The organism is Cupriavidus sp. 01L45, assembly GCF_056399885.1.
The window spans coordinates 42913-55705 of record NZ_JBFTSG010000020.1; the positions used below are offsets into that span (position 1 = coordinate 42913).

The window sequence follows — 12793 nt, forward strand, 5'->3', positions numbered from 1 at the left end:
ATGCACGAACGAGCACTACAGGCGAGATTCGCCATGAGAGACCTCCTGTACAACGGTTATCGAACCGCTCCCCGACGCCAATCGGGGGGGGCGGAACCGTGCGGGTTGGCGTACCAGGTACAGGATCTGGCGGGCCTTTCGGCCCCCCACACGGCCCGCCCATAGGAGGCAATGCCGTGCTCAACGGACGTGAAAAAAGCCGCAACTTGGCGGCTTGTCCGCCTGTACTTCGGGACGCCAATCCCGGTCATCGCTGTTTCGATGGCGATCGGAGTATAGCGCGAATGGCCGCACCGTTGCGCAAAACCGGGATTGCGGGCACGTCGATGCGAAGGGACACCGCCCGCGCGGGGCAACGATGACGCGCCCGGGGTTTAAGAAAGTCTACGCAGCCGTACAGATACCCGCCGCGTACCGTTGACTGGATCCGTATAGATCTGCCGCGTATATTGTTCGGTGGCACCGAGCCACACCGCCGCGCGCTGCCAGAGCGCCGCCTTGGTCGGGTTGACCGTGCCATGCATATCAACCAGCAGCACCACGGCAACCGGCAACGCGACGAGTAAGGACAGATGCGCCGGGCGCAAGTTCGGCTGCCAGCGCAGATACGTGCAAACAACCATCGCGCCGACTGCCATGCCAGCCAGCGTTTCAGACAGCGTGTGATAGTTGCCGGCCAGCAGCGTCACCGCCATGAACATCGATGCCGCCAACCCCAGCAGGAATCCCCATCGCGCGGCTTGAGGCCCGGCGGCGGAAAAGAGCATCATGAACAGCAGCGGATAGATTGCCGTGGTCTGCATCGCATGGCCGCTGATACTGTAGAAGCCGATCGACGGCAAACACCAGCCGCCTAGATCGAACGCCAGCTTGCCGGCAACAATCACCGCGATGCCGGCACCCAAACAGGCCAGCCAACGGATGGCGCGTGCCCGATCCCCGCCAAGCAGCAAGGCAACGGCGATAGACACGGCAAGCGGCAAAGTCCACGTGCTATCGCCGAGCGGAATGACATGTGCCCACAGCGTCATGACCGGGCGCCCGCATCAACACGTGCCCGCCGGTCCGGACAAGCCGCGCGCGTCCTTCCCGCCTTCGTGTGCCCCCTGTCAACCACGCGTAGCCCGCTCCACCACCGCGCGAGCCGCCTGTGCGGTCCGCGCAATCTCTGCCTCGGTCAAGGTCGGATGCACCAGGAACAGCAGGCTGGTCTCGCCCAGTTCCTTCGCCACTGGCAAACGCTCGGCCGGACGCCATCCCGTACCATCGAACGCCTTTTCCAGATAAACCTCGGAGCAGGAACCCGAATAGCACGGCACCCCCGCTGCGTTGATCTCCGCCATGATCCGGTCCCGATCCCAGCCTTCGGCCAATGACTTGGGTTGCACGAACGCATAGAACTTGTACCAGGCATGCTCCACGCCTGCCGGCGGCAGGGGTACCCTCAGCGCCTTGCACGGCTTCAGTGCCTCGGCCAGCGTCATGGCGTTCGCCGTACGCCGTGCGGTCCAGTCCGCCATGCGCCTCACCTGGATACGGCCGATTGCCGCCTGGATCTCCAGCATGCGCCAGTTGGTGCCAAAGGACTCATGCAACCAGCGGAAGCCCGGCGGATGCTCCCGCTCGTAGACCGCCTCGTAGCTCTTGCCATGGTCCTTGTAAGCCCACATGCGCGCCCACAGATCACGGTCGTTCGTCGTCACCATGCCGCCTTCGCCGCCAGTCGTCATGATCTTGTCCTGGCAGAAAGACCAGGCGCCGACATGACCGATTGAGCCTACAGCCCGCCCTTTGTAGAACGCACCATGCGCCTGGGCACAATCTTCGATCACCGCAAGACCATGCTCCTTGGCCAGCGCCATGATGGGATCCATATCGCAGGGCCAGCCCGCGAGATGCACGCAGAGGATGGCCTTGGTACGTGGGCTCAGCACCGCCCGCACAGTCTCGGCGGTAATGTTCTGGTCATCGCGATCCACGTCGGCGAAGACTGGCGTGGCACCAGCCAGTACGATACTGGATACGGAAGCCAGGAAGGTACGGGAGGTGACTATCACCTCGTCGCCAGCGCCAATGTCCAGCGCCTTCAGGGCCACGTCCAGAGCCAGGGTACCGTTGGCCAGTGCGACGGCGTGTTCCACGCCTACCCAGGCGGCGAATTCGCGTTCGAATTCACGGCCTTCGGTGCCGGTCCAGTAATTGACTTTGTTGGACGCCAGCACGGCTTGCACGCTCGCCATCTCCTCGGGCGAAAAACTCGGCCAAGGTGAAAATCCGGTATTCAGCATTTCGCTTCCCTCTCACTTGACCATCGGGCGCGCGGGATTACCCACTACCGTCGTGCCAGCGGGCACATCACGCGTTACCACGGCGCCCATGCCAACCACCGCGCCACGGCCAATAACCAGCGGCTTGCCTGGCTTGCCCTGCTTGAGTACCGCGCCGGTTCCGATATAGGCGTGGTCTTCAATCAACACGTTGCCATTGCACTTGACTCCCGGAGCGAAGGTCACGTAATCCCCGATGACGCAATCGTGGGCAACGTAGGCATAGAGATTGGCGTGAAATTGCTTGCCAATCCGGATGTTGCTCGTCAGGGTCACGAACGGACAAATCACCGCGCCGGCGCCGATGCTGACGTCATCCAGCATCACCGCGTTGGATGCAAGTATGTCGATGCAACCAACGCCATCCTGCTCCGCACGCAATGCCAGCCGTTCTCGTACCTGGCTGTCAGCGATCGCGAAGCCAAGCTGTTTTTTGGCCGCGGGTACCTCCAGGAACTGCGCATACGACAGCACCCGATGGCCATTGCTTAGCGGCGCATTCTCTCCGTCGTCCACGAACACCAGCTCAAACGGTCCGGTTCCGGCAGCCGTCAATTGCCCGCGCGCCAGGGGCATGACTTCGCGCCCGAATCCGCTTGCGCCATAGATTCCAATCAACCTCATCGCTTACTCCTTTTGTTCATTGGCCGGGACACCGGTGAACCGCGTCATGGTGGCTTCGCCGGTTGCGCTGATCCCGTCGCGCACCAGCACCTTCTTTACCGTCAAGGCCAGGATTTTCAGATCCAGCCAAAACGTACGATGGTCTACATACCAGGTATCCAAAACGAATTTCTGCTCCCAGGACAGCGCATTCCGGCCGTTGATCTGCGCCCAGCCCGTAATACCGGGACGAACCTCGTGGCGGCGCGCTTGCTCTGGCGTGTACAGAGGCAAGTAGTCCATGAGTAGCGGGCGCGGACCTACCAGACTCATATCACCCTTGAGTACGTTCCACAGTTCGGGGAGCTCGTCCAGACTAGTGGCGCGAAGGAAACGGCCAAAAGGCGTCAAACGCTCCGCATCCGAGAGCAACTGCCCGCCTGGCCCGCGCGCATCCGTCATGGTGCGGAACTTGACCATCTGAAATGACTTACCGTGCAAGCCGGGCCGCGTCTGTCGAAAGAACACAGGGCTGCCGAGCTTCCGTCTCACCTGCCATATCAGGAACAAAAGCGGAACCCCGAGCACCAGCAAAGCCGCCGCGGCTAAAACGATGTCAAAAAGTCGTTTCATCTTGAAGGAGTATTTAACGTCAACCGCCGGAAAATGGCACCGAACCTGGCAGCACCTACGGCCAGCGCTAGGTGGTCCTGGTAAAAGCGCTTCGCCCCATTCCCCATCCTCTGCAACTCCTCGGCCGACAGCGCGGCCAGAGATTCGGCTGCGATCGACAGCGTCTCCGGGTTCTCGGATTCGGTAGCCATTCCCGCCCCCGATCGCGCGACCAGATCGCCCGCATCTCCATCCACCGCCATCAGGAGCGGTTTCCCCGCAGTCATGTACGCCTGCGTCTTCGAGGGGATGGTTATCCGGAACAGCGGATCCTTGCGAAGATGTACAAGGAGGGCGTCCGCTGCGTTCAGCACGGTTCCCACCTCGGCCATCGGCACCGGCGGCAAGAAAACGACATTCCCCAACTGCAACTCGGCAGCCCGTGCCTTCAGCCGGTCAACCTCAACCCCGCCACCAAGCATGACGAAACACACGCGCGAGTCCCTTGCCTGCAGCAGCGCTGCGGCATCCAGCACCGAGTCAAGCGCCTGAGCCTTACCCATGTTGCCGGCAAAGAGGATTCGGAACCTCTCCCCTCCGGGAAATTCATTCGGCAGTCTGCCGCTTGGTGCAGCCAATGCGGCCTCGTCGGCCCAGTTGTAGATCACGTCGATCTTTGCGGCAGGCACGCTGCGCTGCACGAGAAGTTCCTTGAAGCCAGGCGACAACACGACGATGTGATCCACTCGCCGATACACCCAATCGCAAACGCGAGACACAAGGTTCAGCACCCTCGGATTCCTGACCATGCCGGTAGCCCGCAGCGTATCCGGCCACATATCCTGAACGTCATACACCACCGGAATGCGACGAAACAACCGGATCAGACTGGCCGAGATCCCCACCGTCAACGGCGGGTGATAGGCATAAATAACGTCCGCCCTCTTGGCCATGAATAAGCCGTATATAAGAGACGACGCAGCAAAACTCACGTAGTTCAACACCCGCTTGATTGCGGACTGATCGTGGTTGGGATACAGGGGGACGCGCGTCACCTGCACGCCGTCGATCACTTCACGCTGCAGTAGCCTGATTCGATAGCCTGGGTACACCTTTCCGCTGGGGTAGTTCGGAAAACCCGTCAGTACCTCCACTTCAAAGCCCTGACGCACCAGCTCACGCGCAAATACCATGCCCTTGAAAGTCGGCTCAGGGTCGAACCACTGCGTCAGCAACAGAATCCGAGTGACCATGCGTCAGTACTTCTTCCACACTACGCGGTTCACGTAGTCGGTATAGCTGTGCAGGATGCGAAGTACTTTGTCCGAAACATTCGGCATGCTGTAGTCCGCCACCTGACGCAGAAGCCGGCCTTCGCCACGAGGCTGGTCCGCCAGGATCGCAATGCCTTGCATGACACGCTCAACCTCGAGGCCGACCATCATCACGGCCGCCTCCTCCATGCCCTCCGGCCGCTCATGCGCCTCGCGCAGATTCAGTGCCGGGAAGTTCAGGATGGAAGACTCCTCGTTGATAGTCCCGCTATCGGACAGTACCGCCTTGGCGGCAACCTGCAACCTGTTGTAATCCGTAAAGCCGAGCGGTTTCAGCAATTGCACATTGGAATGAAACTTCGCACCAATGGCATCCACACGCTTCTGCGTGCGGGGGTGAGTCGACACAATAACCGGCAGACCATAGTCCTCCGCCACGGTGTTCAAGACATTGACCAATTTCCCGAAATTCGAATCGGACTCAATGTTCTCTTCGCGATGCGCGCTCACGACAAAAAAGCGTCCATCCGCCAACTCCAGCCGGTTCAGCACATCGGAGCGCTCGATGCCCGGCCAGTAGTGCGTCAATACCTCGGACATCGGGCTGCCCGTCTTGATTACCATATCCGGCGGCAAGCCTTCACGCAGCAGATACTCGCGGGCAATGGAACTGTACGTAAGATTGATGTCCGCCGTATGATCGACGATCCGGCGATTGATTTCCTCCGGCACGCGCTGATCGAAGCATCGATTCCCCGCCTCCATGTGGAACACCGGGACCTTGYGTCGCTTCGCCGGCAAAACAGCCATGCAACTATTGGTGTCGCCGAGAACCAGCACCGCATCCGGCTTCTCTGCCGCCAGCACGGCATCGACGGCAATGATGATGTTTCCGATAGTCTCTGCCGCGGAACCTCCTGCGGCATCAAGAAAATGGTCCGGCTTGCGAATACCCAGATCATCAAAAAAGATCTGGTTCAGTTCGTAGTCGTAGTTTTGACCGGTATGCACCAACACATGGTCGCAGTACTCATCCAGTCGCGCCAGAACGCGCGAGAGGCGAATGATTTCCGGCCGTGTCCCGACCACAGTCATGACTTTTAGCTTATGCATAGGGCTTGTGCTTACAACGGACACGCAAAGGTGTCGGGCCGGGCGCGATCGAACACCTCGTTCGCCCAGAGCATGACGATCATCTCGTCGGAACCGATATTGGTGATATCGTGCGTCCAGCCCGGCACGGTCTCCACAATCTCAGGGTTCTCGCCGGATGTGACCAGTTCATGTGCCTGGCCGGTCTGCATATGGCGAAACTTGAACCGCGCCTGGCCCTTGATCACCAGGAATTTCTCGGTCTTGCTGTGGTGATAGTGACCGCCCCGCGTGATCCCGGGATGCGCCGTGAAGAAGGAAAACTGGCCGGCGTCCGGCGTCTTCAGCATTTCCACGAACACGCCGCGCGGATCGCCATATTGCGGGACCGGGTACGCGAATGAATCCACCGGCAGATAGCTGACGTAGGTAGCGTATAGCGCCCGCACCAGTCCAGTTCCTACGCGCTCGGTCAGCAGCGTTGCACGGCTATCCTTGAAGGCCTGGATCTGAGCTGCCAGTTCACCCACCGTGGTGGTGTACTGTGGAGCCAGTGTCGCAAAGCCATCTCCATCCACAACGGGGTCCGAGCCATCCATCAACTGCACAAAACGCTCAATCACGTCGTCTACGTATACCAGGGTCACGGTCGCGGCAGGATCGTTGACCTGGATCGGAAGATCACGCGCGATGTTGTGGCAGAAGGTCGCTACAGCTGAGTTGTAGTTTGGTTTGCACCATTTACCGAAGACATTGGGTAGCCGAAAGACATACACCGCGACTTGGTGACTGCTGGCGAGCTGCCACAACGCCTCTTCGGCCACAAGCTTGCTCTGGCCGTAGGGGTTGTCGCGGCCCGCCTGAATGGAAGAGGTATAGATAGTGGGAATCTTCTTCCCAGATGCCTCGGCGACTGCACCCACGCAGCGGCAAATCTCTTGCGTCAGGTCCGCATTTCCCCTTATAAACTCGCGCGGGTCTTCCGGCCGGTTGACACCAGCAAGATGAAACACGAAGTCCGTCTCTGCAACCAAGCCGGGTAAGTCAGTCAAGTCGTCGGCGCGCGTAAAAGCTGTGACATGCACGTCATTACGCTCGCCAAGGTGCAGCCGCAAGTTCTTTCCCACAAAGCCATCGGCTCCGGTAATCAGCACTTTCATAGCGTCAATCCTCCGCCACAGCGTGCTCTCCACGCGATATGCGCTGCATGAAGTCAAGTTTGAGCAACAATGCCTTCATCTCCTCGACATCCAGGCGGGTTGTATTGTGCGAGTTGTAGTCTTCGCCATGAGTACTCCTGGTAATGCGCCGCTCACCTTCCTCTACGAACTTGGCGTAGTTCAAATCACGTCCATCAGGGGGGACCCGAAAGTACTCTCCCCTATCTTCCGCACAGGCCATCTCCTCGCGACTTAGCAGCGCCTCATACAGCTTCTCGCCATGACGCGTACCGATCTCCCGTACCTCATGATCGGGCTTTCTCATCAAGCCGAGTATGGCCTGAGCGAGCACTTGTACAGTAGCCGCCGGTGCCTTCTGCACGAAGATATCGCCATTGCTTCCGTGCTCGAACGCGTACAGTACAAGTTCCACTGCATCGCCAAGCGTCATCATGAAGCGAGTCATGCCGGGATCGGTCACTGTGATGGGTTGACCCGCCAATACCTGTGCTACAAAAAGCGGAATTACCGACCCGCGCGACGCCATAACGTTGCCGTAGCGCGTACCACAGATTACGGTACCCGTTCCCTCCAGGTTTCGACTAGCGGCGACCATGACCTTCTCCATCATTGCCTTGCTAATACCCATCGCGTTGATGGGGTATACGGCCTTATCGGTGCTAAGGCAGACCACCCGCTTTACCCCCGCACTAACTGCTGCCTCAAGCACGTTCTCTGTGCCTAACACATTGGTACCCAAGGCCTGCATGGGGTGAAACTCACAAGACGGTACCTGTTTCAACGCAGCAGCATGAAAGACGTAGTCCACCCCGCGCATGGCAGCTGTAACGCTGCGCATATCGCGTACATCACCAATATAGAACTTAAGCTTCGGATGGCTGTAGCGCTTCCGCATGTCATCTTGCTTCTTCTCGTCCCGGCTAAATATCCTAATTTCTGACAAATTAGAGTCCAATACACGCTTTAGTACCGCGTTTCCGAACGATCCCGTTCCACCCGTTATAAGAAGCGTCTCATTATCGAACATTTTAAAATTAACTCCCACCAGCAATTCGAACAAAAAAACTCAGCCTGGATTCAACCCGAACAAATATTCTTTCCCACAACCATCGAATACCAGCGCCCCCCCCAACCATCAATCGAAAATATCTCTGAAACTCAGCCAAAACAGATACTCGATTCAACCACCCTATTAAATAGCTGTATATTTGCGGCTCTAACCTCACCACTAGCGCCCACTTCTTCAGCATAAATTTTCGCGCGAGCTCTCGCCGAATCCAATTCCACCGAGCTCCAGGTGCTCAGCGCTTCGATCGCATTGGCAAACGAGCCCGGGTCAGAAAGTGGAAACTCCCAACCAACACCACGCTCATCAAGCTGGCGCCACGGTGTTTCATTGCTAATCAGAACAGGAGTCCCAACCCGCAAGGCCTCAAAAATTACGTGACCAAAATTTTCCCCACGAGTTGGCAGGAAGAACAGATCGTATTGAGCCAGTGTCCGTGCAACGTCCCTGTGCTCCACACTTCCGTGCACCGTGACCGCGATATTCCTTGGCAATTCATCAATTAATCTTTGACATTCAAGCCAATACGAGGCTTCCTCTTGGGGGCCATATATGTCAAATACTACCGACACTCCCACTCGAGAGAGGACTCTCAACGCATAGTCCAGATTCTTCATTGGCACAATGCGAGAAAGAAAACAAATCCGCAACTCCCTCTCCCCTCCGTGTTGACTCAAATTTTGAGAGCGCTGGCTCTCCAACGGTTCCAGAGCCATCGGCAACAGGTCGGAATTTGATACATTCTCCACGGGATCGCCACCAGAAAATCCAATGGCAAAATCTGACGCGATAAGCACACGCCCTGAAAATTCGTCACCCTCTCTTCCGCCTAACACTCGAAAAATGTCACTTGCCTCGCACGCGCTGGAAGCCTGCCAAAAACTATTCCCGAAAATCCCAATTATTTTTAGAATAGCCATATATGGCAGTTTCTTCCATCGCTTAATAATCAAAGCTCCCCGAGAGAATTCTCCACGCGGGGCGATAATCAATGGCTTCGAAGGCGCCATACCGAGATATCTAGCCATCAAGGGCTTCAAGGTAAAAACCGGATCAAAAAAACTATTAAGATATTGCACATCATGAGGTATTTCCCTCATTATTCTTGCGATCCCGCCCAATGAACTCGATGCTGGACTCAAATAGAGGACCTGCGCACTCCCAACCTCAACCCACTCATTTACCCTCACACCTTCATAGGGGAGCACATCACCCAAATCACGATCAGTTGTAACAATTCTGAACGTAAACTCTGCACTCAATTGCTCCACCAAATTCGCGATAGTACGAATTGGGCCGCCCGCCCGATAGCCCGGCAAGTAATAATGTATGAATATAAGTATTACCGGTTTCACCTAAAGCCCCCGCCCTCTTCGTAAAATGCAAAAAACTGAGCAAATAAATCAAACAATCAGCCTTAATTAATCACACCTCAATAAATCTAATCTTTCCACATTATTTCATTCTTCCATCAACTACAGATTCAAATATTGATTTCATGCTTGATGACAACACCCTAAATTCGTACCTTTCCACATCCGGGTATCTCGATACCGCCATTGGAAACTCCCTCTCCTGATTTTCCAACAACCAAAAACCAATTCTATCAATGAAATCCCTTTGAAATGAAAATGTCCCACTGAACTCCTTAAGGAGTTCAGTAGTCGAACCGGTCTCTCCAAAATAGATAATTGGTCGGTCCGATCCCAAATAGGAATACGCTTTCAACGGAACCGTTCCCGAAGGCTCTCGCTCCCCTGGTGGCATTAGGAGCAGAAGCAAATCCGCATCTCGCATCAAACTCGCAGCCCCTTCTTGGCTCAAGAGACCGTGATGTACCCAGTTCTCGTAAGTCGATGCGCAATCCCAGTTCCCGGGACCTGCTGTGTGAATTTCCCACTGTTTGCTCATACCAGCGGCATCAATGGAAGCCACGATCCTGCCAATGGCATCTGCCGCAAAGCCATCGTACGCTGACCCAGAATAGATCAGTCGACGACTGCCCTTATTGATATTTTCCTGAGCTCGAACGACTTCTCGGCTTGAAGCAACATCACTTGAATCAAATCCGTTCGTTATGCAGGAAATCTTTCCTGCACTGTCCCCATGTCGAGAGGCAAACCGTTGCTTCACAATGTCCGTATTCACTATAACTGCGGCCGCCTCTCGTAAAACGGACCGCTCTATTCGATACGCACTTTTTTTATGAACCGGAGTTCTCCAATTTATCCTATGGTTTGTGACAAAATCATCCCTGAAATCTGCAACAAATGGGATATTAAACTTAGACGTGATGTAAGGCCCAGCCAACTGCAAGCCGTGAGGCGGACTACTCAAATATACAACTTCAGAATTCGATATTATCTCAATCACGCGATAATTCCGCATCGCCTTACGAACCCACCGAGCTCCGATGTCAGGTATGGCTACTGCCCTGACAAAAATCTTGTCTAAAAACCCACGAGTTTCATGATCCACGTCGGATATCAAAACAATCTCGATCCCCTGATCAGCACAATATTCTTTAAAACCATCATCAACAAAAGCGCAAACAACTTTTACCTGGACTCCTGACTCCGAAAAATACCTAATAAATTTCCTTGTTCGATAGGATCCGGCCAGGGATTTTTCTCGCAAATCATATGCAAAAATTGTAATATTCATCGCCGTTTATATTACATTAAATTATTTATAATAACCCGGACAAAAAATGCCCTATCGACCCACATTAACGGGACCCACAAACTCCGCTCTCGCCCTTCCCCCTGGCAACGGTCTATTTTGCATAATGTACAACCTCCCTCTCCTAAGGAATATTTTTCCACCCAAAAACAGAAGAAGGACAATAACCATATATTGATTTCCTGGCATCGTCCCCAATCTAAAATAGAAAACACCAGATGTCATAAATTGGAAATAGAATGACAGCGCTATTAGGAACGTAACCGGATGATATTTTTTATTATTAAAAAATATCAAACCAAATAAAAATGCGGTAAAAACAGACAGAGTAACCAGCGATGTCCATCCGTACATTGCGTAATAGTCCTTTAAGAATGTGCCAAAGGACCATTCATATGGTACATACCTGACCACATCCGGAACCTTGCCAAAAAGAATGCTCGAAATTAGTGGCAACCGCAAATCAAGACCATAAAACGTAACCTGGGAGGCGATTGTCTCGGCAAACACATATGGCTGCTGCCCGATATAACCCAGGGTCCCGGACACCAAATTTCCTACATCGCCAGACTCAAAGAATCGCTGATACGAAAATACACACAGGAAAGCAATCGCAATGACGCCGAACACTGAAATAACGCGAAATACCTTTTTTTTGGCTCCATCGCTCATCAAATCACGAAAAAGATAAAATCCGAAAAGCATCGTAAGTGCAAAAAATATGGCCCCATCACGTGCCGAAAAACAAATACTCGAGACGAAATACAATGCACCTCCAGCCAGCATTGAAATTTTGTAATAAAATCCCATTCTCTTTACAATTGCCATGTAGAACATGACTATAAATATCACGTAGAAACTTGATATCCCAACCGCCAGTGTTGTAAGGTAGCTGACCGGCAAAACGCTCACACTCTCCACATTTAGCCCGTCTCTAACTGTCTTGGCTCCCATCGACATAGCCAATACAGCATATGGAAGTTGATAAGCGAGTGAAAACCAGATTCCAATACTTGCGATGATGTAGGTCAATCTTAAAGATCTCCCTGCTCTCAGTGAGATACCCGTCAACCTGTATCCCCTTAGGAAATAGATTGGCATCAGTACCAGGATCGAGAAAAACGTGTATGCAAAGTAATAGTAATATTTGTGTGCGGAAAAATCGAAAGTAGGCATTACCTCTTCGCCCACGAAATATGAAGATATCCCGCTAATAATGTAGATCAGCACAACCAACATCAAGGGATTTCCGCTTCTCTTAAAACGGAGTTGGCCAAGAGGTTGGTGACAAACCACAAAAGCAAAAATCAGCAGCGCAATTATGTGAATATGTTGCATAGAACTTCATTATTTGAGAGTCACCTGGTCGAATCGCGGCAGCCGCCCCCAACTGCTTGACACCACTGTCACTGCGATCCTGGTCGACCGATCTTCTTAATTAGAACGGCCGGAACACCGCCGATAATTACGTTTCCCTCCGGAAAACTCTTTGTTACAACAGATCCGGCCCCAACAATGGTATTGTGGCCGAGCTCCACGCCCGGCAAAATTATTGAGTTCATTCCAAGCCAGCACGCGGAGCCAATTTTCACATCACGGCCTTCTGTATGTTCGTCTAGCGCATCAATTCGATGATTCGCCGTAATAATTCCGACATTTGGCGCAATATAGCATCCCTTTCCCAAATAAATCTTTCCGGAAAAGTTTTGAAAATAGGTTCCGGACGACTGAAATATATTCAGATCATCCGGATGAAATTCAATATTCTTCGCATTTGATATACGACAACCAAGCGCAGTTGGCCAAGGCATTCTCGCCCCGAGCCGCAGTACGCTACCGTGCCAAATTGACTTAATTGCCCAGTAATATCCGATATAGCCACTATCAAAATGTCTGCCGATCAAATACTTTTTGTCGAAAAATGCAGAAAAAACGATCTTGGCCATGGGTCTAGTT

Annotated in this window: 12 protein-coding genes; all 12 read right to left on the bottom strand. The window is 53.9% G+C overall.

All coding sequences use genetic code 11. The features are described from left to right. Positions 1-374: 374 nt before the first annotated feature. A complete protein-coding gene (locus AC1DT6_RS15810; RefSeq protein ID WP_441625736.1) occupies positions 375-1031 on the bottom strand; it encodes a phosphatase PAP2 family protein in 657 nt (218 codons plus the stop codon). Between the two features lie 78 nt (positions 1032-1109). After that, a complete protein-coding gene (locus AC1DT6_RS15815; protein WP_441625738.1) occupies positions 1110-2288 on the bottom strand; it encodes a DegT/DnrJ/EryC1/StrS family aminotransferase in 1179 nt (392 codons plus the stop codon). Between the two features lie 12 nt (positions 2289-2300). Further along, the gene (locus AC1DT6_RS15820; RefSeq protein ID WP_441625740.1) at positions 2301-2951 is read right to left on the bottom strand and encodes an acetyltransferase; all 651 of its coding nucleotides are present in this window, start codon (positions 2949-2951) and stop codon (positions 2301-2303) included. Between the two features lie 3 nt (positions 2952-2954). Continuing rightward, entirely contained in the window at positions 2955-3563 is a 609-nt protein-coding gene (locus tag AC1DT6_RS15825; protein ID WP_441625742.1) for a sugar transferase, read from the bottom strand. Then, entirely contained in the window at positions 3560-4795 is a 1236-nt protein-coding gene (locus AC1DT6_RS15830) for a glycosyltransferase family 4 protein (protein WP_441625744.1), read from the bottom strand. The genes AC1DT6_RS15825 and AC1DT6_RS15830 overlap by 4 nt, the downstream gene beginning before the upstream one ends. Positions 4796-4798: 3 nt before the next feature. After that, positions 4799-5929 (bottom strand): non-hydrolyzing UDP-N-acetylglucosamine 2-epimerase, encoded by a 1131-nt coding sequence (gene wecB / locus AC1DT6_RS15835; RefSeq protein WP_477114768.1) that lies wholly within the window; start codon positions 5927-5929, stop codon positions 4799-4801. An 11-nt stretch (positions 5930-5940) separates the two neighbouring features. After that, positions 5941-7068, bottom strand: coding sequence for a UDP-2-acetamido-2,6-beta-L-arabino-hexul-4-ose reductase (wbjC, locus tag AC1DT6_RS15840; protein WP_441625748.1), 1128 nt, complete (start codon positions 7066-7068; stop codon positions 5941-5943). A gap of 4 nt (positions 7069-7072) precedes the next feature. Further along, positions 7073-8116 carry a polysaccharide biosynthesis protein gene (locus tag AC1DT6_RS15845; protein WP_441625873.1) on the bottom strand — a complete coding sequence of 348 codons (1044 nt, stop codon included), beginning with the start codon at positions 8114-8116 and terminating at the stop codon, positions 7073-7075. 131 nt (positions 8117-8247) lie between these two features. Next, a complete protein-coding gene (locus tag AC1DT6_RS15850) occupies positions 8248-9510 on the bottom strand; it encodes a glycosyltransferase family 4 protein (RefSeq protein WP_441625750.1) in 1263 nt (420 codons plus the stop codon). 100 nt (positions 9511-9610) lie between these two features. After that, a complete protein-coding gene (locus AC1DT6_RS15855) occupies positions 9611-10819 on the bottom strand; it encodes a glycosyltransferase (RefSeq protein ID WP_441625752.1) in 1209 nt (402 codons plus the stop codon). Between the two features lie 51 nt (positions 10820-10870). Continuing rightward, positions 10871-12175 carry a hypothetical protein gene (locus tag AC1DT6_RS15860; RefSeq protein ID WP_477114769.1) on the bottom strand — a complete coding sequence of 435 codons (1305 nt, stop codon included), beginning with the start codon at positions 12173-12175 and terminating at the stop codon, positions 10871-10873. A gap of 68 nt (positions 12176-12243) precedes the next feature. Then, a complete protein-coding gene (locus tag AC1DT6_RS15865) occupies positions 12244-12783 on the bottom strand; it encodes an acyltransferase (protein ID WP_441625756.1) in 540 nt (179 codons plus the stop codon). Positions 12784-12793 lie beyond the last annotated feature (10 nt).